This is a genomic window from Prevotella denticola, from assembly GCF_900454835.1.
Taxonomy (GTDB): domain Bacteria; phylum Bacteroidota; class Bacteroidia; order Bacteroidales; family Bacteroidaceae; genus Prevotella; species Prevotella denticola.
In genome coordinates, this window is the sequence record NZ_UGTM01000001.1 from 1,924,652 (window position 1) to 1,948,357 (window position 23,706).

The following is a 23,706-nucleotide window of genomic DNA, read 5'->3' on the forward strand; positions in this document are numbered from 1 at the left end:
CTCTTTTAGAACCTGCCCTGGAAGATTCGCATCTTGAGCTATGACGGAAAAAGAAAATACTTTACATTACGAACCGTTGAAACAGCTGTTCAGTATCATCAGGACTATCGTAAAAACAGAAGAGGCAGACGGACTGTTTTGCAGTCAGGCATCACTTGCAAAAGAAGTAACGCCTGATTGAGGTTCAAGTGATGCTTACTTGGACTCCAAGTAACGCCCACTTGCACGCCGATCAGGCCTCTTTTCCTATACTGTTTCTATATGTCTGTGTTTAAGTTTGTTACGGAAACTTCATGCAGAAGTGTTCATCTGCTGTAGGATTGCGAGACCAGCCTTGGGATGAAAGCATGTAGGGACCCGTGACAAGGCTGTTTTTTCTTCGGCTGGAAAAGTCAGGAATCTTTACATTACGGAATAACGGTCATCGTGTGGATGGTTTTTCGGCATATTCCTGCTTTATCAGTGATGCGGTAAAATTTAGTCCCCCGCTTGTGGATTCCTTGTCTGTAAAGGATTCAGAACGGTCTTTTGTCTTTTCTGATTTGAAAAGGACAGGCTTTTTCCCAGCCTCAAAAACGGCATGGCTGTGAATGTCGGTAGTCGTCTCTTTTCCCAAGTCGTGGATTTCATTTTCCGATACCGGTCCGGCTGACCCGTCGTCAAATATAATAGCCGCCGTTATGCAGCGGATTTGACCTGTTGCTTCTGACACACCCTCATCTGTAGCATTCTTGTTTCAATAGATCATTTCTTTGCCTTTCCGTAGGTGTACCTTTCCGTCTACTTCCTCGAAGTACTCGTTGAAGCGGGCACGTGTCCGCTTCCACCGGTTGTGGCTCCAGAGATAAATCTCGGGCTGCCGGCGGATGGACTTCTCAAGTTCCTGGAAGTAGAGATCGGTTATTTCGTACTCAGACAGGTCTTTTGTCTCTTTGCGGATAATGTGGAATTCGCAGTTGTAATGGCCTCGGCGGGTGCGTGTCACGTCGCCATAGACGAAGACCTGCCGGGTGTGCTTCACGATTCGTTCCGCTCCGGTGAGTACTGGTGTTTCCTGGTTCAGGAACTTTATCCAGTGGTGTATGTTCCACCAGAAGGGTGTCTGGTCAGAGATATAGCCCACGACAACCGGCTTGCCTGTACGTCCGAACTGGATGATCTTGCGCAGAGACTCCTGCATGGGGATGCAGTGTGCGCCGTGCCGCTCGCGTACGAACTTGAAAAGGCGGTCGAAGTATTCGTTTTCCAGAGGGTGGTAGAGCTGGCAGCAGATGGAGTCTTCTACCCAGTAGGGCAGTGAAGTAATCCATTCCCAGTTGCCGAGATGGCCCAGATAAACGGCAACGGATCTGCCCTCGGACAGGAGTCTGTTCAGTTCTTCCGTACCTGTGAAGGTCATCCGCTCTATCAGCTGTTCCCGGCTCATGGTCATGAGCTTGAACGTCTCTACGACGTAATCGCAGAACCAGTGGTAGAAGCCTTGCTCTATGCGGCGCAGTTCCGCATCGGTCTTCTCGGGAAAGCTGTTCCGGAGGTTCTTTCCTATCACTTTGTGGCGGTATTTCACGATATGCGCCATAATCAGATAGAAGACATCAGAGAACAGGTACAGCACCGGGAAAGGCAGGAGTGCCAGCAGATACCAGAAGCCGTAGGCAAGGAGATAAAGGGTCTTGTAAAGGGCTTTCTTCATTAGAATTGCGGGTTGTTGACCGTGGGATGAAGTCGGTCGTGTACCATCCGGTACATATACTGATAGATGATGGCTTTCAGTTCCTGTTCCATCTTGGCCTGTTCGGGTACGTGTCCGAGGAGGTTACGGCGCATCAGCGGGTCGGTGACACGGTAGATGGCCTTCGTCTGCCGGCCGTCCCATTGGAGCACGTAGCCGTATCTAACGTACTGGTAGATGCCGTTCAGATAGTTCACCGCCCATGTCTTCTTCGCCGGCGTGTGCAGCAGATCGATGCCGAAGGACAGGTAAGGACCGGCATTATAACCGATGTGGTTCAGCAGTGTCGGCATGATGTCGATCTGCTGTGCCACGCCGTCTACACGTCCTGGCTTTATTTCTCCGGATGGATCATATATAATAATAGGTGAGCAGAAACCGCCGATGTCGGTCATGTACTGCTCATGGTCGCTCTGGTTGGTGTGGTCGCTCGTGAGTACGAAGATGGTGTTCTTGAACCAGGGCTGCTTGCTGGCAGAGGCAAAGAACTTGCCGATCGCCATGTCTGTATAGCGGATGCACTTCTGGATAGGGAGGTGTTCCTCCTTGAAGACATCTTTGTATTTCTCCGGTACGACAAAGGGGTCGTGGCTGGAGACGGTGAAGAGAGCGGTCATGAACGGCTGCTTCATCTCGCCCATTTTCGTGCAGTAGTATTGCAGGAACGGCTCGTCCCAGATGCCCCAGTTGCCGTCGAAGTCCTTGTCGCCGCCGAAGCGAGGGTCTTCGTCATAGTCCTGCCGGCCGTAATACTTCTGGAAGCCGATTTTGTTGGCAAAGGCAAGGAATCCCATCGAACCGCGGTTGGCACCATGGAAGAAGGCCGTCTCGTAGCCCCACTTGCTGAGCAGACCGGGCAGACCGGTATAGTCGTTCATCGAAGCCGGCGTGAGGATGAAGGGTTCGCCGAAGCGTGGTATGCTGCAGAGAATGGACGGCATGCCGTCAATGCTTTTCCGTCCGTTGCAGTACGAGAAGCGATAGACGAGGCTTTTGTCGATGAGCCGGTCTACATTCGGTGTGTATCCCTTGTATTTGCCGCCGAAGAAATCGCGGTTGAAGCCGCCGATGTATTCTCGTCCGAAGCTCTCGACAATCAGGATCACGATGTTCTTCTTGTTCGGAAGGCGTACTCCGGAAGCAGGGGCTGGAGCCTTGTACTGCATCCAGTGGACAGGATTGTAGACTTCACGTGCAGCCGCCAGGGAGGGGAAGTAGTCGGGAACGACAAAGTCCGCCTTGCCTATCGTGCGAATAAGGGCAAAGGGGGTGTTGAGCACCAGGGCGCAGTCTGTAGGCCGTTCCACGTACTGGTTGGCGTTGCTGATGGTGATCGGGCGCACTCCCGACTGCAGACCGCCTCGGCAACCGGCCACTGTCAGGACGGCAGCGACCACCAGGCACACAAACAATTGCGCCGCATAGGCCGACCGCTGGCGCAGGCTTTTATAGCTGCTGTGGTCAGTACGTGGCATTACATATAACTTATTGGCAAGCCATAGAACGAAGATGAAAATCAGGATAAGGTACCAGTGGGTGACAGCATTGTGAAACAGGATGCCGGCGATGTTGTTTTCGTTGTCGAACTCACGGAACACGCTGGTCGTGGTGCGGCGCAGCGTGAAAGGGAAATACACCGAATCGGCAAGGTTGATGGCGAGTGACAGGGCGTTCACAACCATGAACACCCATTTGCAGATCCTGTGATAGACCGGGTTTTCCTTTCTCCAAAGCGGGAAAAGCATCAGGACGATGTAGAGAATGTGGGTGTAGAAGATGGCTGTCGTATCGAAAAGAAGGCTTCCGCGCACCCACATCCAGAGCGAAGAAGCCGACAGTCCGTCAACGAAATAACTGTAGTTGACAACGAAATAAACCAGTCGTGCCACAAAGAAGATACAGTAAGCCAGCAGCAGGTTAAGCACCAATGCTATCGGCGAGCCGTATGTGGACTTCAATAAACGTTTCATTTGCAATCTTCCTGTTCCTTGTCTTATATTTCCTGCATATCGTGCAGTTTCTTGTAATAGCCGTCCAGTGCCATCAGTTCGTCGTGTGTCCCGCGCTCCACGATTTCGCCTTCTTGCATCACGCATATCTCGTCTGCATTCTTGATGGTGGACAGCCGGTGGGCGACGGCTATGGTGGTTCGGGTCTTCATAAGCTTGTAGAGCGCATCCTGCACAAGCCGTTCGCTCTCGGTATCGAGGGCCGACGTGGCTTCGTCCAGGATGAGAATAGGCGGGTTCTTGAGAATGGCACGGGCGATGCTGACACGCTGGCGCTGTCCGCCGGAGAGGCGTCCGCCACGGTCGCCGATGTTGGTATCGTATCCTTTCTCGCTGTGAAGGATAAATTCGTGGGCGTTGGCAATCTTCGCCGCTTCGACGATGGCCTCGTCTGTGGCATTGACACCGAAGGAGATGTTGTTCTTGAAACTGTCGTTGAAGAGGATTGCCTCCTGGTTTACGTTGCCGATGAGCTGCCGCAGGTCGTGTACGCCCAGGTCCTTGATGTTGATGCCGTCGATGAGAATCTCACCTTTCTGCACGTCGTAGTACCGTGGGATGAGGTCGAGCAGGGTAGACTTCCCGCTGCCGCTCTGTCCCACTAGGGCGACCGTCTTGCCCTTTGGAATGACGAGGTTGATGTCCTTCAGCACCCATTGAAGCACCGGATTGCCGTCACTGTCCTTTCCGTCAGCATAGGCAAAGCTGACGTGTCGGAACTCAATCTCATGCTGGAACGACTTGATGTGTATGGGATTCTCCGGGTCATGTATCGTCACTTCGGCCTTGAGAATCTTGTCCACACGCTCCATGGAGGCAAGTCCCTTGGGAATGTTGTAGCCTGCGCGGGAGAACTCCTTGAGCGGGTTGATGATGCTGTAGAGGATGACAAGATAGTAGATGAAGGTCGGTCCGCTGATAATCGGGTACTGTCCAAGGACGAGCGTACCGCCGAACCAGAGGACGACGACGATCATCACCGTCCCGAGGAACTCGCTCATCGGGTGTGCCAGCTGCTGGCGGATGTTCACTCGCATGATGTCGTTGCGGTACTGGGAGTTGACCTTGTCAAAGCGTTCGTTCATCAGTTCTTCCGCACAGAACGCCTTGATGACCCTCAGTCCGCCCAAGGTCTCTTCCACCTGGCTCATGGTGTCGCTCCACAGTGTCTGCGCCGTGATGCTGTTCTGCTTCAGCTTCCTGCCGACAAAGCCCATGAACCAGCCGAAGACGGGCACGAAGACGAGCGTGAAGAGCGTCAGCTGCCAGGAGATGATCAGCAGGGTGGTGAAGTAAATGACGATGAGGACGGGGTTCTTGAAGAGCATATCAATGGAAGACATGATGGAACCGTCAATCTCCTGTACGTCACCGCTCATGCGGGCGATGATGTCTCCCTTCCTCTCCTCGCTGAAGAATCCCAGTGAAAGGGATGTGATCTTCTCGTAGAGCTGGTTGCGGATGTCGCGGACCACGCCCGTCCGGATGGGGATGATTGAGGCCGATGACAGGAAGTAGGCTCCTGTCTTCAGGAATGTCATGAAGGCAAGGACCAGACCGATGGCCAGCAGCACTGTTGTCGGTCCCCAGCTCGTGATGTAAATCTGTGTATAATAATCCGCATTGTTCGACAGTACCTCTTTGAAGGACCCCTCGCTCCATGCCATGATGCGTGTCGCTCCCGTTCCGGCATCCACCTTGAAGAGAATCTGCAGAAGCGGTATGAGCGTTGCAAAGGAGAAGATATTGAGCAATGCCGACAATATATTGAAGATGATTGACAGCACCAGGTACTTCTTGTAAGGCGGTACGAACCTAAGTAATACGTGTATGAATTCCCTCATAGGTACTTGAATTAGCCGGTGCAAATGTAGTTATTAAAAGTAAAACCGCAAAATAGTTCTGCGTTTTTGTCCTTATATATAAGCTATGTTTACACTTCTTCACCAAAAAGCGTGGCACTGGTAGACCCTGTGATGCGTACACGGACCGTCTCGCCGATGTGGTGACCGCCGCGTGCAATGACCACCGCCTTGTTCTGCGGCGTGCGTCCCATGAGCTGTTCGCGGCTCCGTTTGCCGAAGCGTTCGATGAGAATGTCAAACTCTCTGCCTTCGTCCTTCCTGTTCTGTTCGGCCGAGATTTCCGTCTGGAGGCGTATCAGCTCGTTCAGACGGCGTATCTTCTCGTCTTCGGGCACATTGTCGGGCAGATGCCTGGCTGCGTAAGTCCCCGGCCGCTCGGAGTATTTGAACATGAAGGCAGAGTCGAATCCCACCTCACGCATCAGCGAGAGTGTCTGCTGGAAGTCTTCTTCCGTCTCGTTGTGATAGCCGATGAAGATGTCGGTTGTCAGGCCACAGTCGGGGACAAGGCGGCGGATGGCGGCCACCTTCGCCAGATAATCTTCACGGGTGTACTTGCGGTTCATCAGCTTCAGAACGTTGTTGCTGCCGCTCTGTGCCGGAAAATGGATGTGATTGCAGAGGTTCGGTTCGGCTGCTATCGCTTCGACGATGTCCTCCGTCATGTCTTCCGGATTCGACGTAGTGAACCGCACACGCATATTCGGCACGCTCTGGGCCACCTTGCGGAGCAGTTCGGCGAACGACGTCCCGTTCTCCGGCCGTCTGCCGTTCGGCAGCAGTCCGTAGGAGTTGACGTTCTGCCCCAGCAGCGTGACCTCCTTGAAGCCCTTGTCGTGCAGGTCGTGTACCTCCTTCAGGATGCTTTCCACGTCGCGCGAGCGTTCACGGCCACGGGTGAAGGGCACGATGCAATAATGGCAGAAGTTGTTGCAGCCGCGCATGATGCTCACGAAGCCGGACACCCTGTTGCCGCCGATGCGCTGCGGTACGACATCACGGTAGGTCTCGGTGGTCGACAGCTCGATGTCCATCGCATTCATTCCGTTCTCGCACTGTGCGATCATGTCGGGCAGGTTGAGGTAGGAGTCGGGGCCGCATACCAGGTTAGCGTGGTGATTCTGTATAAGGTCGTCCCGCACACGCTCTGCCATGCATCCCAGTACGCCCAGTATCAGTCTGCGGCCTTTCTTCTGCTCGGCATGCAGGGCTTCCAGCCGGTGGTAGATCTTGTTCTCCGCATTCTCGCGTACAGAACAGGTGTTGAGGAAGATGGCGTCGGCCTCCTCCTCATTCTCGCATACGTCGTAGCCGGCCATCTTCATGACGGAGGCCACGACCTCGGAATCAGCCACGTTCATCTGGCATCCGTATGTCTCAATATATAGTTTCTTCATTCTTGTGTTATCTTGCGAATAATCAGCACGCAAAGGTACGAAAAATATTGTAGACGGCCGAAGACCGTTCTGACTATTTGGATATCAGCATGATAAAGTTCCTTGTAAAGTTCCTCTCTGCATTGCAGGCACAGACAAAGGCTCTTCCGTTAAATGCGCATACAGGAAATTAAACAGCGGTTTGTAGTATGCGGCAGATGCCGGCGTTATGTATCTGCGGCAACCGAACCCGAATAGCTGTCAGGACTGTCCGGCAGACATCTGCCGTGCAAGTCGGCCATCAGCGTCTTACTGCTGACATCGACAGGACTGAACAGGCCTTTCCTACAGATGTGCTGAGGCCCGTCACATATTGTGCTGACGGCAGGCACCTGTCGTGTTGACGGCCCGCACACTTACAATCTGTTGCCCGAACGGAGACAGCCTGCGGCCGGAGAAGAGCTGTGCCGGCGCAGCTTATCCGGGCAGAGAGGCTTGTTTTTCCGAAGGCAATGCGGAATTGTCCGTTTAAAAGAGATTATGCATGGAAAACAAAGGAAGGTTCTGGAAATTACGCATTGAACCTTCATGGTACCGGAAAGGCAATGGGTTGGCTCCCTTGTCTTCTGACCAACTTCTTGCTTTCCTATAACCTCTATGTGAGATAAAAAATGTAACTTTGCAGAATGTAAAAAGGAGAACAGAATATGATTTTACTGAGTTTTGATACGGAAGAGTTCGATGTACCCCGTGAACACGGCGTGGACTTCTCGCTCGGAGAGGGCATGAGGGTGTCTGTTGAAGGTACGGCCCGCATCCTCGATATACTGCATGAGAACGGTGTCCAGGCCACCTTCTTCTGCACAGGCAACTTTGCGGAGCAGGCACCGGAAGTGATAGAACGCATCAGGAAAGAGGGACACGAAGTGGGATGTCATGGTGTCGACCACTGGCGGCCACAGTCGGATGATGTCTTCCGGTCCAAGGAAATCGTCGAGCGCATCGCCGGTGTGAAGGTTGCGGGTTACCGTCAGCCCCGTATGTTCCCCGTATCTGACGCAGATATCGAGCAGGCCGGCTTCCTTTACAACTCGTCGCTCAATCCCGCTTTCATCCCCGGCCGCTACATGCATCTTACCACGCCGCGCACGTGGTTCATGCGGGGTCCGGTAATGGAGATACCCGCCAGCGTCAGTCCCCGTCTGCGCATCCCGCTCTTCTGGCTGGCACTGCACAATTTCCCCGAGTGGTTCTATCACCGCCTCGTGCGCCAGGTGCTGCGCCGTGACGGCTACTTCATGACTTATTTCCATCCCTGGGAGTTCTACGACCTCAAGGCACATCCGGAGTTCAAGATGCCCTTCATCATCAGGAACCACTGTGGGCATGAGCTGGAACAGCGGCTCGACCGCTTCATCAAGGCGATGAAGGCAGACCGTCAGGAGTTCATCACTTTCCATGAATTTGTCAACCGTCAGAAGAAATAGGCCCTCTCCGTAGACGGCTCGGTACCCTTCGGCAGGCGGACTTTGCCTGGAAGGATAGGGCAAGGCATACGAAATACGGATGGCTGTTTGCTGAACAGTTGTCTCCAAAAGGCAGAATACAGATATGATAAAACTTGCAACAGTCTCTCCTTGTTACAATGAGGAAGAGGTCTTGGAACAGTCGGCGGATCATCTTACGGCTCTCTTCGAAGAGTTGATCCGGCAGGAAAAGATTTCGGACGAATCGGTGATCGTGTTCGTCAATGACGGCAGCCGCGACCGTACATGGGAAATCATCACCCGTCTTCACAGCCGGAATCCACGCATACGGGGCATCAACCTTGCACACAACGTGGGGCATCAGAATGCCATCATGGCCGGGATGATGACCGCCAAGGACTGGGCTGATGCCGTCATCACCCTCGATGCCGACCTCCAGGACGATTACAGGACGTGTATTCCGCAGATGGTCGACGACTTCCTGTCCGGCAACGACATCGTCTATGGTGTGAAGGTATCGCGCAAAGCCGACCCGCTGCTGAAGCGTATGTCGGCGCAGGCGTTCTACCGTCTGCAGGAGAAGATGGGCGTGAACAGCATCTTCAACCATGCCGACTTCCGCCTCATGAGCCGGCAGGCGCTGGAAATGCTTGCCGGCTACAAGGAGCGCAATCTCTATCTGCGCGGGCTGATCCCGCTGATCGGCCTCCGGTCTGCCACCGTTGACGACCACATCAGCGAGCGCGAGGCCGGTCGGTCGAAATACACACTGCGCAAGATGCTCAATCTGGCACTGGACGGCATCACGTCGTTCTCCGTCAAACCCATCTACTACGTCATCTATCTGGGTTTCCTCTTCCTGCTCATCAGTCTCGGCATCGGCGTTTATGTCATCCACGCCTTCATCAGTCATACGGAAGTGGCAGGCTGGGCCTCGCTCATCCTCAGCATCTGGCTGGTCGGTGCCATGCTGATGATCTCCATCGGCACAGTGGGTCTTTACATCGCCAAGATCTACGGGGAGGTAAAGCACCGGCCGCTTTATAACATCAGTCAGATACTCGATTAACGTCCTTTTCCGACATGGCACTACGCATCAGAGAATTATGGCAACGGTGGCAGAAGGACTTCTGGCGTGTGTTCCGTTTCGGCATAACGGGCACGCTGTGCTCGCTCATTCATTATGGAGTGTACTGTCTCTGTCTGCTCTTCACCAATACGACCCTCGCTTATACGGCCGGTTACTGTGTGGGGCTTGTCTGCAACTACGGGCTGACCACCTATTTCACTTTCCGCGGACGGCCATCAAAGCGCAATGCGGCGGGATTTGCCGGCAGTCATATCGTCAATTACCTGTTGGAAATCGGTCTGCTCCACCTCTTCCTGTGGATGGGTGTCAGCAAGTGGCTGTCGCCGGTCCTCGTGATGGTAGTCGTCGTGCCTGTCAACTTCCTTCTGCTCCGGTTCGTCTTCGTCAGGAACAGTCAATAAGACCGGAATTCCGACGGAACCGCATGGGAATCATACGTCAATCCTACGGAAATCCCATGGGAAATGAAAGAATATGGAATAAAAAGTGTAGCTTTGCAGCATTGAGACAAGTATGCACAGGGCATCATTTACCGGCGATGTCCGTTCGTTTTGTCACAGGACAATGCTGCCTGTAAATGGGCGGAACAGCCTTATGCTTCGAGCTATACGAATAAGGTGCAAGTACCCTGGCGGCATAATGTCGCAGCCGGCCTGTGAGCGAGGCTGCCGGCAGCCTGCCCTTGCAGTTGTGATAACAGACAGACCGGAACGTATGTTCCGGCTATACAGAAAACATCATGCAGTACATACGATTTGTTTTGCTCTTCCTGTCAGCCGTCCTTGTTCTTCCGCTTTCAGCGCAGGAGCGATACACCCGGCTGAAAGGCTATTACCGGGTTTATCAGGCAACGAACTCCATGCTCAGTTACTTCGTAGACGGGATGATGGAGTTCTATATGCCCCTGTCTGATTCCACGGCCATGGCTCCCGGGGAGAAGAAGGGGGCATCCTTTGTTGACAGGAAGTTCCTCGGTGAGCGGCGACGGAAAGCTCCGGGGGCAAACGGCGACGACATTTTCGTCCGTCTTTCACTGCCCGGTCTGGAACGCCAGACCCTCCTCGAAAGCATCAACAGCGAGGAGTATTCCACCCGCAACAACGGCGATGTGTACCGGTGGGCGGACAAGTGCGGGAAGATAACCCGCGAGAAAAAGAAGGTAAACGGCAGGACAGAGACCGTGACGACCATTGAAATAGACAATCTGACGGGGCAGCCCGCCCACGAAATCGACATGAGCCAGCTGCGGATGTATGGTATCGTGGCACGTATGACGCAGGCTGACGAGAGCGAGAGTTATGTTTCGGGCAATGTGATTCTTGCCGCTCTGAAGCACCAGACTTTCTTCGCCCACTACCGTGGCGAGGACGATGACGACCGCATCGATGTGTGGAGCGAGTTTTATGTGACGGACCGCACGACGATAACCGGGTCTGAACTCAGGCGCATCAGGAAAGAGAAGAACCACGTATGGACCTTCTCCGTCCCTGCTTCCGTCCCGCCACTGGACAAGGAGGTGTCGGCGGCCTGGACGAAGATGGTGGAGTATTGAGGATGCGAAAGGATTTATGGGGAGGTTCAAGGAGCTGAGGGAGTTAAGCCAGATGGATTGAGGGCTGTTGCGGCTGGCAGGTTTCAGGAATTAAACCGACTGCACAATACGGAGAAATATACAGGTCTCTGGTTTATGACGGCTGCCTGACACACAGGGAATACGGATGCTGTTTAAATCTAATGGAGACATAGAGCAATGAAACATCAAAACGAAGTGAAAGAATGAAGAAAGGTATTGTTTTATGCTTGTTTCCTATGTTGCTGGCAGGTTGTGGAAGACGGCATGAGAAAGCATACGTCCCTGCGGAGAAGTTTACTGTTGACCTCCGCCTTCCCGTCACGCCAGTAAAGGACCAGGGCACAAGTCCGCTCTGCTGGGTCTATGCCATGCTTGCCACAATCGAGACCGAGCATATCATGCAGGGCGACTCCGTGAACCTCAGTCCTGATTACGTCGCACGGATGTATCTCAGCGAACAGGCGGAACGCCGCCGGCTGCTGCCCGGGAGAATGGTGCGGAACGAACCGCCCGTCAGTCTGCGCGGTATGAGTACGATGCTCATCGACCTTATACAGACCTATGGTCTGCAGCATTACGATGCCTACCACCGTGAGCCGGACATGGACTATAATGTCCTATGCCGGGAAATCGACCGTGGCGGAGATGCTGACAGGCTGCTTGACGAGAACATCGGAACACTGCCCCGGCAGGTCTTCTGGCTGAGAGCAGGCTACACCCCGATGGAGTTTGCACACAGTGTCTGCACGGATGACGAGTACACGGCACTGACCAGTTTCACACATCACCCCTACGGTCAGCGGTTCCCCTTGGAAGTTCCCGACAACCGTTTCCACGACACCTTCCTCAATGTTCCGCTCGACACGATGATGCACCGCATCGTGCGAAGCCTGCGTGAGGGGCATCCTGTCTGCTGGGAAGGCGACGCGTCAGAGCCCGGCTTCCTGTCTGGACAGGGTTTTGCAGTATTGCAGGATGAAGGCAGGAAGGTGACGGCAATGTGCCGGCAGAAAGCCTTCGAGGCACACCAGACGACAGACGACCACTGCATGGAAATCATCGGACTGGCACACGACCAGCATGGACGGCGTTTCTTCCTCTGCAAGAACAGCTGGGGAACTGGCAACCGTTATCGTGGGTTCATGTTCCTGAGCGAACCTTATGTGCAGATGAAGACGGTAGCCGTCGTCGTGAAGAACCGGTGATAAGGGTGTGTTCCCCCTTCTATGTATTTGTCCGAGAAACCTGTTACATCTGTATTTTATTGTGTGGAAGATAATCTGCCGGGGCATTGCCGGGCTGGAAAGTAATACAGGATGAGCCTGTGTGTACAAAGAAGAATGCGAACGAATGAAAAGTGAGGAGAAACCGGACCATGCCTGGTTTCTTCTCACTTCTTCGTTTGTCCCGTGCGCAGATGGAATACTTAGATTCTGAATCCGATGCCTGTCAGAAAGGTCCATCGGTTCTTGTGTTGTGAATCGCGGGAATCATAGAATTTCACACCAAGGTTCATCCGGGGTTTTACTTTGCAGGATCCGAACTCCACATAGACGGTGGCATCATAGCAATTGAATTTCCAGTCGGTACTTTTCCACCAGGCACTGGTACCGATTCCGGCCTGTAGGCCGATGCGGTAGTCCTCTTTCTGTTCGAAGTCGTAACCGACGTTGATGCCTTCTGTATGATTGCGGGCATAGGTTTTCGTTCCGTCTTCTTTAAAAAGCGTTGTGGAATGTTCGTATCTGAGATTTGCATAAAGTCTGTCTGTGAAGTTGTACCCGATGACGTCATAGCACAGCTCAATCGAGCTGAAGCCTTTGGAAAGTCCTGCGCTCTGTACCGAAAGGTCCGAGCGGACAGCCCCCTTCTGGGCAAAGACGGTGACAGGAAACAGCAGGAGGAATACCCATAGAAAGTCTTTTTTCTTCATAAGTCCTATTTGAATTCTAATATATCTGTATTCCAGAGCCTCGCACTGTATTCTGCTATTGAGACGCAGTTTAAAATCTTTTCTTTGATTTCAGGGTTCAAATCTGCGTCAAAAACAGTATTATTTACTTGTTGTATATAATGTGTATCATCATCAGTGACATTTTGTAAACCTTCAATGACTGTACCACATATATCCCATAGATTCCTTTCAACTTCATTCGATGTGAGCTTCTTGAATTTCAAAATATTTTCCTTTACAGATGCATTTGGGTCAAATTCTTTTGCAATTAGTTCAACCATGTAAGGAGAAGAATTGGTGTTATAATATTTGTCCCTTAAACTGTCATTGTTCTGTATTGATTTGTTCAAGTAATCTATCATATCTTTGGCAGATATTTCTTTTATAGAATTTCCAAAATGCTTGGCAAGTTTTATTGATAGGTTGTTATGAACCTCTCCAATAGTTCTATTTTCTGTCGTGTCTTTAAGAGCGATAGGTTTAAAGTCTGAAAGGCTATGATCCAGTCCTTCAGCTTTAGTATCGCTTTTATCAGTTACATGCTTGCTTTCTTTTGTTATGTCCCAGGCTAATCTTGATGCGGTAGCTGCATCACTAATGCTACCACTTTTAATAAAGCCTCCTACATCAGCTAAAGCACAGATAAGCCATCGTTTCCATTTTTTCATTCTCGTAGCTGGTTGCACTTCAAAAGATGTGTTGATTCTTTCCAAAGAATTTTTAAGGAGTACCAGCTCTTCTGAGTCATTTTTAACTTGAACAGATTTCTCTGTTCCTTCATTTGAACAACTTGTTGATAACAGAGCAAAAAGTATTGCCCATCCTAAAATAGTTTTTTTCATGTTGAAAGAATTAAATTAAAATTACGTTTAAATAGTTACTTATCATCTGCAAATATATTAAAAATTATAGCACAATGAAAATAAAATAATAAAAAATTAAACAAATTTATAAACAGCTATCATTTTTTTACAATCGACGAATTGTTCCTGTATGATGATTTGTTTTTCAGACATAGATGTTTCTTCCACTAATCGTTAAAAGATTGTACGGACGGTTCAAGTTCTGTATAGAGATATTCCCGTCCGGATAATCATGTAGAAAGGACAGATGTAGTCGCTTGTTTTTCAGTGTGTTATGAAACCGTTTCCAAAAGGTGCCTACTTGCACGTCAATTAGGCCTTACTTGCACGCCAGTTAGGCCTTAGTTGCACGCCAGTTAGGCCTTGTTTGCAACCCCATGAAACGTCTGCTTGTTTTCCCATGAAAAGCCGGTGCTGTTTTGAGGGAAAACAACCGTGAGGCAGGAGCTGAAGTGCAGAATCATTCCGGACGGCAGCTTGCGGTGGCCATTGTATTGATGATGTGCCGTTTCCCGCAATCGTGGGAAACGGCTCCGTCTACTTGTTCAGCAGGCTCATGAACTTTTGTCCTGTCACCTCAAAGGTGAACTGTCTGCTGTGTTCGGCTCTCCCTTCGGCAATGCGTTCCTGCAAGGGTCTGTCGGTGAGTGCTTCGTGCATAGCCTTGGCCAGTGCTCCGGCATCGCACATGGGTACCAGGATGCCTGCCTTGCCGTGGTTGAGGATTTCCTTCGGCCCGGTCGGGCAGTCGGAAGCCACGATCATCTTGTCCAGAAGCAGTGCCTCAAGCATTGTCGTGGGCAGCCCTTCGAAGTGGGAACTCTGTACGAACAGGCTGCAACGCTTCGTCCAAGGTAGCGGATTGGACATGAAACCCAGGAAAACAACGTGTTCTTCCACTCCGTTTTCACGTGCTGTCTGCTGCAGCTGTCCTAACGAATCGCCTTTGCCGATGACATACAGCTCCTCCGTATGCCCGTATTCCCTGCGCAGCAGGGCATAGGCTTTGATCAGCGTCGTTACGTCTTTCTGCGTCTCCTCCAGTCGCCCGATGCTCAGGATGAACGGCTTTTCAATGCGTCTGTCCGTCACGGGCTGGCTGGCAGCAGCTGTCAGAGCCTCTGTGTTGATGCTGTTGTAGATCAGGCACAGACGGTCCTTCTCGTTGGGGAAGTATTCCTGTGCCTCGTCGAACATGGCCTGGGAGATGGTCACAAGATGGTCATAGTCTCCCGACCGCTTCTGTAACCGGCGGACAGCACGTGGAAACAAGGCTTCATTGGCCCGCAGAGAACAATGATAGAACACGATTTTCCGGCACTTCAACGGCTTCATGAAAGAGCCAAAATAATTGACGAAATCGATGACGGCATCATTCTCATGCGACAGTTTCAGCAAGGCGTGCTGGATGATGTAAAGCCGGATCGGATTCAGAAACAGCTCGTCCATCAGTTTATAAGGTTGTTTCAGCCTGTGCATCCAACGCCGCATCAACAGCCGGTTCTTGATGAGATGCACGACTTTGACATCCTTCGGTATGCGGGAATGGAACACCTCCAGGTCGCCCATATCATAACATATCACCAGCGTAATGTTATATTTTCCCGTATTCGAAAGGTTACGTAGATATTCGATGAGAACGGTCTCTGTTCCTCCGTCCAGGAAGAATCCGAACAGGAATGCAATGTTTCTCTTTTCCAAAGCGTATAATTTTATTGGTTAGGTCATGCCGCGGCTGCCTGTCCTCCACCTTGTCCTTATCTGCTGTGGAAAATGCAGGCATACAGCGCAGACGGTTTTACAAATTTAGATAAAAATCCCGAATTATAAGCCAGTTGGAATAAAAAAAGATAGCAATAATATCCTGAAAAAGATGTTCCATGCGTTTTTTATACGGCTATTCTGTGGAGATAATGAATATTTTATTATATTTGCAGCTATGAACGATGCACAACGTATTTCGGTCATCATCAACACCTACAATGCCGAACGGCATCTGGAGGCAGTCATCGAGGCGATAAAAGACTTCGATGAGATTGTCGTCTGCGACATGGAGAGTACAGACCGGACGCTCGACATAGCACGCTCCTACGGCTGTAAGGTCGTCACCTTTCCGAAAGGCGACCTGCGCATCGTGGAGCCGGCACGCCAGTTCGCCATTGACAAGGCCGGTTCGCCTTGGGTGCTGGTGGTCGATGCAGATGAAATCGTCACGCCGGCATTGCGCAAGTATCTCTATGCTGCCATCCGGAAGGCCGACTGTCCCGATGCGATTGCCATCCCGCGGAAGAACTACTTCATGGGCAGGATGATGCACAGCAGCTATCCCGACTACATTGTCCGCTTCCTCCGGCGCAGCAAGTGCAGCTGGCCTCCGGTCATCCATGCCTCCCCCAAGGTGGACGGAAACATATGGAAGATTCCGGCATCACGCACGGATCTGGCTTTTGAGCACCTTGCCAACGACAGCGTTGCCGACATCATCCGCAAGAACAACACCTATTCCGATTACGAAGTGCCGCGCCGAAGGCAGAAGAAGTATGGCTGCATGGCACTCGTCTATCGTCCTGTTTTCCGCTTTTTCAAGTCTTATTTCCTCAAACGGGGCTGCCTGGACGGTGTGCCGGGACTGATTCATGCCGTGCTGGATGCCGGCTATCAGTTTTATATTGTGGCAAAATTAAGAGAGGAAAGGCAGTGCGATCCTATGTCTGTAAACACCCGGACACCAGCCCCCGACATCTGATCATGGTAACCATCAATCCCCAACCGTCAACCCCCGATACCCCTCTCCGCATCGTCTTCCTCATGTCGCGTTTTCTCGACGGGGGTATCGACACGGTACTGATAGAATATCTCAAGCATCTCTCGAAGAACAGGGATATGGAGATCACCCTGGCCATCGCAACGGCCATGGGCAGCCTTGAAGTGTTCAGGCGTGAAGTCCCGGAGAATGTGAAGCTGGTCTATTTCTCGCAGTCGCGCCGCCTGACGCATATTCCGAGAGGCAGGGCGCTCAAAATGACATCAAGACTCTCCAAAGTCTATGACGAGCTCGTCATCAACCCCATCAGGCGGCGTCGGGTACAGAAGGGCATCGCCCGGCTTGCGAAGACCACCGACCTCTTCATAGACTTCGACTGCTGCGCTTATTCTTTCCTGCGCTCTGTCCGCACGAAGAAGATCGCCTACTTCCACTTCAGCTTCGTACAGGCGATGCGGCAGAACGGACGCCGCATGAAACGGATCGGCAGGGAACTGGAACATTATGACCGGGTCGTTACCATTTCGAAAGCCATGCGGGAGGAGGGATACCGCCTGTTCCCCTCCCTGAAGGACAAGATGACCGTCATCTACAACGCCAAGAACCCGGAAATCATACGCCGGAAAGCAGCTGTCACGACCGGTGACGACCGCATTGACCGCCCTTATCTCCTGGCAGTGGAACGGCTGGAGGAGTCGCAGAAAGACCTCACGACACTCCTTGAAGCATACGCCTTGTTGCGCAAAACATTTCATCGGGAGGAATGGCTGTACATCATCGGAAAGGGAAGTTCTGAAGAGGAGCTGAAGCAGAAGGCCCGGGCATTGGGCATAGCCGACCGCACCGTCTTCCTGGGTTTCTGCGCCAATCCTTATCCGTGGATGCTCCGCAGCAGGCTGCTGGTACACAGTGCGAAGTTCGAGGGGCTGCCGACGGTGCTCATCGAAGGCCTCCTGCTCGACAAGCTCATGGTGGCTACCGACTGCCCTACCGGTCCCCGGGAGATTCTCGACGACGGCAGGGCCGGTCTGCTTGTCCCTGTGGGCGATGCGGCGGCGTTTGCCAGTGCGACAGACCGCCTGCTAAACGACACACAGCTGCAGGCGGATATCCTGCAAGGCGTGCGCGACCGTGCGGCTGACTTCACCTTCCAGGCTGTCGACAGCAAGCTGAGGAAACTGATGGGCATCCGACTCTCCACAGATGGAAACAGACGGTCTTCAACTACGTTTAACAGATAAAAAACGATGTTTCATAATTTAAAATACCTGTCCAGACATGCTGTCCTGCTGCTTGTCGTCCTACTTTTCATGCGCATCTGCTTTGCCGTTGCGTTCGTTCCCCTGGATGTCGTCAGCAGCCACCTGTCAGTATTCCCGCATCTGCTTTTCAATGTCCTGCGCTTCGACGTGCAGGTCGTCTGCTACGTGCTGCTGCTCCCCACGGTGCTGACATTCGTCTTCGCCGCCCTCAGGAGACCGTGGACCGACCGCGTGCTGAGCCGTTTCCGCCGCATCTACTTCTCCATCACCAGTATGCTCATTCTGATGATAAGCGGCATAGACCTCGGCTTCTACGCCAATTTCAACAGCCATATCAACCTCACCTTCTTCGATTTCTTCAACGAAGGACCGCTGGGTCTGCTCCAGACCATCTGGGAAGAATACCATTGTGTGTACGAGGCGATCGCCTTCCTCATCGTCCTGCTGCCGGTGCTGTGGTGCATCCGCAGAATCGAAAGAGGCAGTGTGCCATCCGTCCCGGCCGCTTCCCCAGCACCATCAGCCGGCCCGTCTGTCCGTCGCCGCATCTGTCTGTCGGCTGTTCTCCTGCTTTACATCACCTTCCTTGCCATCGGACTGCGCGGTTCCGTATGGCGTTTCCCGCTGCAGATAGAAGATACCTTCGTGTCCGACCAGAAGACGTTGAACGACCTTGTGCCGAATGCCGTCTATATGCTCAAGAAGGCTTACAAGGAGAAGAAGGATGCTTTCCGGATGGAAAACACGGCGGACCTGCTGCAACAGTTCCGGTTCAAGAGCCTGCAGGAGGCGCTGGATGTCTACACCGGCGGCAAGGTGAAGATGGAGAGGAACGACACACTCGCCGCCTTGCAGCACGCACTCTTCGCCGAGGCGGACGACACGATGCGGCTGCCGCAGCCCAACGTGGTGATCATCTACAGCGAGAGCTGGAGCGACTATCTGTTCCATCTGCAGCGGAAGGATGCCGAGATGTACTTCCATCTGCGCCGTCACTTCCATGACGACCTGCTCTTCCGCAACTTCCAGTCGGTGCAGAACGGTACGGTAGCTTCGCTCGAGAACCTCTACGTCTCTACGCCTTATCCGCGTTTCTTCGCTTCGGCCTACCGCTTCCGGCTGCTTCCCACGTCCATCGCGCTGCCTTTCAAGGCCAGCCGTTACACCACGATGTTCATGTCGGGCATGGATGCGGCGTGGGAGAACTGCGCCGAGGCACTGCTCCACCAGCATTTCGATGCCGTGTACGACAAGTTCCATATCCTGAAGGACTACCCGCGTGCAACGTACAACAGCATCGGTGTCTACGATGAATACCTCTTCCAGGCACTGCTGGGACAACTGGAGAAACCGTCGGCGAAACGCAGGATGATCGCCGTGATGACGACGACGAACCACCCTCCTTTCGAGTTCCCGAGGAATCAGAAGCTTCCTCCGCTGCCGGAATCCGTCTATCATGACAAGTGTTTCGCCGAGCACAACCGCAAGGTGCTGGACAAATATCTCACCGGTTTCCGATATTATAATAAGGTGTTGGGCGAGTTCCTCGACCGTTTCAAGGCTTCGGCTGCAGCGAAGAACACCATCCTCGTCATTACGGGCGACCACAACGTGCGTTCCATCCTCGACTACGACACGGTAGACAAGCGGTACGAACACTCCGTACCGCTCTACATCTACCTGCCGCCTTACCTGCGCAGACCCGCCTACCGACAGCTCACCTGCCGCTGGGGCAGCCATGACGACATCGTGCCTACGCTGGCCCCCTTTGCGTTCCGCCATACGAGGTATTTCAAGATGGGACGGAACCTGCTGGACACATCCGCACCCGACAGCATCTATTTCAGTGCCAACGTCGAGCAGCTGGAGGCAGCACCCGCTTACCGCCGTCAGGCAGAACGGCGTACGGATGCCCGCAATCTCCTGCGGCTTGTCTACTTCGGAAAGGTGCTGAAGCGGGCGGGGAAAGGGGACTGACCGCTGATGCGGCACGGTGTGCGGAAAAACGATGACGCATAGAGAGTCAATTCTGACAGAGACGGATTTGTCGGACGGGGGCGGGCCTGAAAGCCTGGAGTCTGACAGTTTTTGAAGGAAATGAAAAGAGCCATATCAGCTCCGGTTACGGAGTTTGATATGGCTCTTTTCATTTCAGACAGTCTTGATTTTCACCCTTGTTCCTGTCTGGGGCCGAGTTTATTCCAGCAGCAGCCGGCGTGCAAACTCCCAGATGACGATGCCTGCCGTGACGCTGACATTGAGTGAATGCTTGGTGCCGAACTGCGGTATCTCCAGACAGCCGTCGCTCATGTCCACGACAGTCTGCTTCACTCCTTTCACCTCGTTGCCCATGACGAGGGCGTAGCGGGTTTCGGGTCTCGGGTGCAGGGGGAGGATGGAATGGGATGTATCGGCTGCAGGACAATTCTGTTCCATCTCCCTTGGTGCGGAGGTCAGGAGGCGGATGTCGAGGTCCTGCAGCTTTGTTGACCCTTCCGCCTGCTCCACGCTGTAGACGAAGACCCCCTTCCGGTGCAGCTCTTCGACGGCTTCTTCCGTACGTTCAAAATACCGCCAGGCGACGGAGTCCTCGCCGCCGAGTGCCGTCTTGTGTATCTCGGCATTGGGCGGTGTGGCGGTGATGCCGCACAGATAAATCGCCTCCACCCGGAAAGCATCTGCCGAGCGGAAGACGCTTCCCACGTTATACAACGACCGCACATCGTCCAGGACGACGATGAGCGGCAGCTTTTCGGCCTCCCTGAATTCCTCAACGGAGAGCCTGTCCATTTCGACTGTGCGTAGTTTCCGCATATTACTTGAGGCTGAACACCAGTGCGTACGCCTTGATCCTTTTCACCATGGAGAGCAGACCGTTGCTGCGGGTAGGTGACAGATGCTGGCGAAGTCCGATCCTGTCAATGAAATACAGGTCGGCATCCAGAATCTCCTGCGGCGTGTGCCGGCTCAGGACACGGATCAGCAGGGCGATGATGCCTTTGGTGATGAGTGCGTCAGAGTCGGCCGTGAAGACAAGTTTCCCGTCCACGTTGTCACATTGCAGCCACACACGGCTCTGGCAGCCGTCGATGAGGTTCTGCTCGTTCTTGTACTTTTCATCCAGCGGTTCCAGCTCATTTCCTAAGTCGATGAGCATCTGGTATTTGTCCATCCAGTCGGTGAAGTCCTCGAATTCCTCGATGACCGCATCCTGTACTTCGTTTATTGTCATTGTTCTTACGTTTATTTTGAGGGAGTTGAAGGAGTCAAAAGGGAGTCAGAGGGAGTCAGGCTGAGTGTACTGTCTGGAGCATGGGGGCATCACGGTTCTGGCCTTGACTCCTCCTGACCCCTCCTGCCTCCTTCCGGCTTCTTTAACTCCTCCTAACTCTTCACCAATTTAAACAGTTTGTCATTGGGTCGCACCTTCCCGGGTACGGGGATGGAGACGCGCCAGCCCTGCTCGGCCGCATCGACCGGTCTGAGGTCGTAACGGATTTCGTCGGCATTGAGGAACATGGCCCCCGTGGTGTTGCCCGTGATGAGGAGCTTGTCGCCCTTGGAGAAGGTGTTGGCTTCCACAGCAATCTCGGCCACGCCCAGCCGGGAGAAATACTTCATCACCTTGCCGATGAGCACTTTCTTCTCTGTAGCCTTGTTGCCGTATTCTTTCGTCCACTCGCCCATCTTCTGTCCCTGGTAGTAGCCGTCCCAGAAGCCGCGGTTGAAGACGGTGGAGAGCCGCTTGTCCCACAGGTCTTTCTTCTCTTCGGTGAAAGTGCCGTCGAGAACGCTCTCGATGGCCTCGCGGTAGCAGGTGACGACGGTATGGACATACTCCGGGCCGCGGGCCCGTCCCTCGATCTTGAACACCCGTACGCCCGCATCCATCATCCGGTCGATGAAACGGACGGTCTTCAGGTCCTTCGGACTCATGATGTATTTGTTGTCGATTTCCAGCTGGTTGCCTGTCTCATTGTCCGTCACGGTGTAGCTGCGGCGGCATATCTGCACGCATTCTCCCCGGTTGGCGGACCGGTTGGCATCGTGCAGGCTCATGTAGCACTTGCCCGATATGGCCATGCAGAACGCACCGTGGCAGAACATCTCGATGCGGACAGGCTGCCCTTTCGGCCCGCAGATGTTCTGTTCCAGAATCTGTCTGTGTATCTCTTTCACCTGGTCCATGTTCAGTTCGCGCGCCAGTACGGCGACATCTGCAAACTGGGAGTAGAACTTCAGTGCGTCAATGTTCGAGATGTTCAGCTGCGTAGAGAGATGGACTTCTACGCCCGCCTGCCGGCAATACATCATCACGGCCACGTCGCTGGCGATGACGGCAGTGATGCCGGCGGCTCTGGCAGCGTCGACGATTTCGTGCATCGTCTCCATGTCTTCGCCGTAGATGACCGTGTTCACCGTCAGATAGGTCTTGATGCCCTGTGCCTTGCACGTCCCGGCAATCTCCTTGAGGTCGTCGATGGTGAAGTGGTTGGCAGAGTGTGACCGCATATTCAGTCTGCCGATACCGAAGTAGACGGAGTCGGCTCCAGCATGGATGGCGGCGGCCAGCGACTCGCGTGAGCCGACAGGTGCCATTATCTCAAATTCGTTACTGTTCTTGTCCATTGTCTTGTTGTCAGGTTGCAAAGTTACTTAAAATATCCGACAAAGTACGTATGACTGCAGGGGAATGATGTTTCCGGCCGTCCGGGACATCTGTTCCCAAGCATCGGGAACTGTATTCCCAACCGTTCGGGACACCTGTTCCCAAGCACCGGGAACCGTATTCCCGACCGTTCGGGAATGCCGTCCCCTGTGTAGTTCAATGATTTTGGTCGACTGCACCGTGCAGTCTACATTGTGCAGTCGGGATGCCGCTGATTGTTTTTATCCTTTTCTTTTGCCGTTATAATAAAAAGGTGTATCTTTGCGAAAAACAAACTTCCATACGCCCCTTGCGGCACATGGAGGCTTGTATCCCGTTAGCCACTCCTCTCTTTTTCGGAGGGGGCGGGGAGGTCTTTTCGTACGCTTATGGCAACACATCCTTTATGGTCTGACGACTACTGGCTGCTGCTCTTACAGCTTTACCTCAAAAAGCCGGAGGGCATGAAACCCATGTATTCACGTGCGTTGGTTGGGTTCAGTCTGGAGCTGCATATTCCGCCCAGGACACTCTATGTGCAGCTGTTCCGGCTGCGGCAGCGTGCTACCCCCGTCCTCAACCTCATCTGGGAGACGTACGGAGAGAACACCCGCAGGCTGAACCGGGACGTGAAGAAGCTGCGGTCGATGAAAGGATTCGGGCAGCCGCGGGAGTTCTACGACGGCGTCAAGGTGCGGGAGACATTTGAGCATGACTTCCTGCCCTTGGACGGCAGTCCGGAGCTGAAGCCTTTTATGCTCGTCATGATCCTCGACCTCTATTTCCGGCTCACGCCGATCACGATGGTTGCGGAGACACCGGAGGTGGCAGATCTGGCCCGGCTCATGAAGATAAAGCCGCAGACGGTGGTCGGGGTGATGGATGCCTTCCAGACCTGCGACCCCTATCTGCACCGCAACGAGCTGACGGCATCGCCCCTGCTGCAGCCCTGTCAGGAGGTATGGGACCGCTACGGCAATGACAACCCTGAGAAACTTTCGGCACTGGCAGCACAATTAAGGGAGTATTTCACTTGATTGTACTTGTTTTTTAGTACTTTTGCAACGTAATTCAGGTGAAACA

19 protein-coding genes are annotated in these 23,706 nt (G+C 53.1%); 9 read left to right on the top strand and 10 right to left on the bottom strand.

What is annotated here, in order from left to right; translation table 11 throughout:
- Positions 1 to 736: 736 nt before the first annotated feature.
- The 4 genes from DYH27_RS08010 to miaB all read right to left on the bottom strand — a co-directional run bounded on the left by DYH27_RS08010 (position 737) and on the right by miaB (position 7,003).
- Positions 737 to 1,693 (bottom strand): lysophospholipid acyltransferase family protein, encoded by a 957-nt coding sequence (locus tag DYH27_RS08010; protein ID WP_025067046.1) that lies wholly within the window; start codon positions 1,691 to 1,693, stop codon positions 737 to 739.
- Positions 1,693 to 3,702: an LTA synthase family protein gene (locus DYH27_RS08015; RefSeq protein ID WP_025067045.1), complete on the bottom strand. Its 2,010-nt coding sequence runs from the start codon at positions 3,700 to 3,702 to the stop codon at positions 1,693 to 1,695. Before DYH27_RS08015 ends, DYH27_RS08010 begins: the two co-directional genes overlap by 1 nt.
- Before the next feature lie 23 nt (positions 3,703 to 3,725).
- Positions 3,726 to 5,585: an ABC transporter ATP-binding protein gene (locus tag DYH27_RS08020; protein ID WP_013670738.1), complete on the bottom strand. Its 1,860-nt coding sequence runs from the start codon at positions 5,583 to 5,585 to the stop codon at positions 3,726 to 3,728.
- An 89-nt stretch (positions 5,586 to 5,674) separates the two neighbouring features.
- A complete protein-coding gene (gene miaB, locus DYH27_RS08025) occupies positions 5,675 to 7,003 on the bottom strand; it encodes a tRNA (N6-isopentenyl adenosine(37)-C2)-methylthiotransferase MiaB (protein ID WP_013670737.1) in 1,329 nt (442 codons plus the stop codon).
- Between the two features lie 686 nt (positions 7,004 to 7,689).
- Here miaB and DYH27_RS08030 point away from each other — a divergent pair.
- The 5 genes from DYH27_RS08030 (at position 7,690) to DYH27_RS08050 (ending at position 12,337) form a co-directional block, all read left to right on the top strand.
- The gene (locus DYH27_RS08030; protein WP_025067044.1) at positions 7,690 to 8,469 is read left to right on the top strand and encodes a polysaccharide deacetylase family protein; all 780 of its coding nucleotides are present in this window, start codon (positions 7,690 to 7,692) and stop codon (positions 8,467 to 8,469) included.
- 124 nt (positions 8,470 to 8,593) lie between these two features.
- Positions 8,594 to 9,538 (top strand): glycosyltransferase family 2 protein, encoded by a 945-nt coding sequence (locus DYH27_RS08035; RefSeq protein ID WP_013670734.1) that lies wholly within the window; start codon positions 8,594 to 8,596, stop codon positions 9,536 to 9,538.
- Positions 9,539 to 9,552: 14 nt separating this feature from the next.
- Complete coding sequence (locus tag DYH27_RS08040; RefSeq protein WP_013670733.1) at positions 9,553 to 9,960, top strand: GtrA family protein; 408 nt, start codon at positions 9,553 to 9,555, stop codon at positions 9,958 to 9,960.
- Positions 9,961 to 10,298: 338 nt separating this feature from the next.
- Positions 10,299 to 11,111 carry a hypothetical protein gene (locus DYH27_RS08045; RefSeq protein WP_025067043.1) on the top strand — a complete coding sequence of 271 codons (813 nt, stop codon included), beginning with the start codon at positions 10,299 to 10,301 and terminating at the stop codon, positions 11,109 to 11,111.
- A 224-nt stretch (positions 11,112 to 11,335) separates the two neighbouring features.
- Entirely contained in the window at positions 11,336 to 12,337 is a 1,002-nt protein-coding gene (locus DYH27_RS08050; RefSeq protein ID WP_025067042.1) for a C1 family peptidase, read from the top strand.
- 221 nt (positions 12,338 to 12,558) lie between these two features.
- On the opposite strand, the gene DYH27_RS08055 is transcribed toward DYH27_RS08050, so the two are convergent.
- The 3 genes from DYH27_RS08055 to DYH27_RS08065 form a co-directional block, all read right to left on the bottom strand.
- Positions 12,559 to 13,065, bottom strand: coding sequence for a hypothetical protein (locus DYH27_RS08055; RefSeq protein WP_013670730.1), 507 nt, complete (start codon positions 13,063 to 13,065; stop codon positions 12,559 to 12,561).
- A gap of 5 nt (positions 13,066 to 13,070) precedes the next feature.
- Entirely contained in the window at positions 13,071 to 13,928 is an 858-nt protein-coding gene (locus DYH27_RS08060) for a hypothetical protein (RefSeq protein ID WP_013670729.1), read from the bottom strand.
- Positions 13,929 to 14,486: 558 nt separating this feature from the next.
- Positions 14,487 to 15,650: a glycosyltransferase gene (locus DYH27_RS08065; protein ID WP_025067041.1), complete on the bottom strand. Its 1,164-nt coding sequence runs from the start codon at positions 15,648 to 15,650 to the stop codon at positions 14,487 to 14,489.
- Between the two features lie 172 nt (positions 15,651 to 15,822).
- On the opposite strand from DYH27_RS08065, the gene DYH27_RS08070 reads away from it, so the two are divergent.
- The 3 genes from DYH27_RS08070 to DYH27_RS08080 are packed head-to-tail and all read left to right on the top strand — an operon-like array spanning position 15,823 to position 19,952.
- Positions 15,823 to 16,695 (top strand): glycosyltransferase family 2 protein, encoded by an 873-nt coding sequence (locus DYH27_RS08070; RefSeq protein WP_029754969.1) that lies wholly within the window; start codon positions 15,823 to 15,825, stop codon positions 16,693 to 16,695.
- 2 nt (positions 16,696 to 16,697) lie between these two features.
- Positions 16,698 to 17,954 carry a glycosyltransferase gene (locus DYH27_RS08075; protein ID WP_025067040.1) on the top strand — a complete coding sequence of 419 codons (1,257 nt, stop codon included), beginning with the start codon at positions 16,698 to 16,700 and terminating at the stop codon, positions 17,952 to 17,954.
- 6 nt (positions 17,955 to 17,960) lie between these two features.
- Positions 17,961 to 19,952 carry an LTA synthase family protein gene (locus tag DYH27_RS08080; RefSeq protein WP_029216433.1) on the top strand — a complete coding sequence of 664 codons (1,992 nt, stop codon included), beginning with the start codon at positions 17,961 to 17,963 and terminating at the stop codon, positions 19,950 to 19,952.
- Positions 19,953 to 20,171: 219 nt separating this feature from the next.
- On the opposite strand, the gene DYH27_RS08085 is transcribed toward DYH27_RS08080, so the two are convergent.
- The 3 genes from DYH27_RS08085 to DYH27_RS08095 all read right to left on the bottom strand — a co-directional run bounded on the left by DYH27_RS08085 (position 20,172) and on the right by DYH27_RS08095 (position 22,604).
- Positions 20,172 to 20,789 carry a TrmH family RNA methyltransferase gene (locus DYH27_RS08085; RefSeq protein ID WP_025067039.1) on the bottom strand — a complete coding sequence of 206 codons (618 nt, stop codon included), beginning with the start codon at positions 20,787 to 20,789 and terminating at the stop codon, positions 20,172 to 20,174.
- Position 20,790: 1 nt separating this feature from the next.
- Positions 20,791 to 21,207, bottom strand: coding sequence for a SufE family protein (locus DYH27_RS08090; protein ID WP_025067038.1), 417 nt, complete (start codon positions 21,205 to 21,207; stop codon positions 20,791 to 20,793).
- A gap of 152 nt (positions 21,208 to 21,359) precedes the next feature.
- Complete coding sequence (locus DYH27_RS08095) at positions 21,360 to 22,604, bottom strand: peptidase U32 family protein (RefSeq protein ID WP_029216432.1); 1,245 nt, start codon at positions 22,602 to 22,604, stop codon at positions 21,360 to 21,362.
- Between the two features lie 408 nt (positions 22,605 to 23,012).
- Between DYH27_RS08095 and DYH27_RS08100 the strand changes: the two genes are divergently transcribed.
- Complete coding sequence (locus DYH27_RS08100) at positions 23,013 to 23,660, top strand: hypothetical protein (RefSeq protein WP_025067037.1); 648 nt, start codon at positions 23,013 to 23,015, stop codon at positions 23,658 to 23,660.
- The last annotated feature ends 46 nt before the right edge of the window (positions 23,661 to 23,706 follow it).

Bases quoted from the DNA above. Each gene is read 5' to 3' on its own strand.
- DYH27_RS08010 (WP_025067046.1), bottom strand. From the start codon at position 1,693: ATGAAGAAAGCCCTTTACAAGACCCTTTATCTCCTTGCCTACGGCTTC.
- DYH27_RS08015 (WP_025067045.1), bottom strand. From the start codon at position 3,702: ATGAAACGTTTATTGAAGTCCACATACGGCTCGCCGATAGCATTGGTG.
- DYH27_RS08020 (WP_013670738.1), bottom strand. From the start codon at position 5,585: ATGAGGGAATTCATACACGTATTACTTAGGTTCGTACCGCCTTACAAG.
- miaB (WP_013670737.1), bottom strand. From the start codon at position 7,003: ATGAAGAAACTATATATTGAGACATACGGATGCCAGATGAACGTGGCT.
- DYH27_RS08030 (WP_025067044.1), top strand. From the start codon at position 7,690: ATGATTTTACTGAGTTTTGATACGGAAGAGTTCGATGTACCCCGTGAA.
- DYH27_RS08035 (WP_013670734.1), top strand. From the start codon at position 8,594: ATGATAAAACTTGCAACAGTCTCTCCTTGTTACAATGAGGAAGAGGTC.
- DYH27_RS08040 (WP_013670733.1), top strand. From the start codon at position 9,553: ATGGCACTACGCATCAGAGAATTATGGCAACGGTGGCAGAAGGACTTC.
- DYH27_RS08045 (WP_025067043.1), top strand. From the start codon at position 10,299: ATGCAGTACATACGATTTGTTTTGCTCTTCCTGTCAGCCGTCCTTGTT.
- DYH27_RS08050 (WP_025067042.1), top strand. From the start codon at position 11,336: ATGAAGAAAGGTATTGTTTTATGCTTGTTTCCTATGTTGCTGGCAGGT.
- DYH27_RS08055 (WP_013670730.1), bottom strand. From the start codon at position 13,065: ATGAAGAAAAAAGACTTTCTATGGGTATTCCTCCTGCTGTTTCCTGTC.
- DYH27_RS08060 (WP_013670729.1), bottom strand. From the start codon at position 13,928: ATGAAAAAAACTATTTTAGGATGGGCAATACTTTTTGCTCTGTTATCA.
- DYH27_RS08070 (WP_029754969.1), top strand. From the start codon at position 15,823: ATGTTCCATGCGTTTTTTATACGGCTATTCTGTGGAGATAATGAATAT.
- DYH27_RS08075 (WP_025067040.1), top strand. From the start codon at position 16,698: ATGGTAACCATCAATCCCCAACCGTCAACCCCCGATACCCCTCTCCGC.
- DYH27_RS08080 (WP_029216433.1), top strand. From the start codon at position 17,961: ATGTTTCATAATTTAAAATACCTGTCCAGACATGCTGTCCTGCTGCTT.
- DYH27_RS08085 (WP_025067039.1), bottom strand. From the start codon at position 20,789: ATGCGGAAACTACGCACAGTCGAAATGGACAGGCTCTCCGTTGAGGAA.
- DYH27_RS08090 (WP_025067038.1), bottom strand. From the start codon at position 21,207: ATGACAATAAACGAAGTACAGGATGCGGTCATCGAGGAATTCGAGGAC.
- DYH27_RS08095 (WP_029216432.1), bottom strand. From the start codon at position 22,604: ATGGACAAGAACAGTAACGAATTTGAGATAATGGCACCTGTCGGCTCA.
- DYH27_RS08100 (WP_025067037.1), top strand. From the start codon at position 23,013: ATGGCAACACATCCTTTATGGTCTGACGACTACTGGCTGCTGCTCTTA.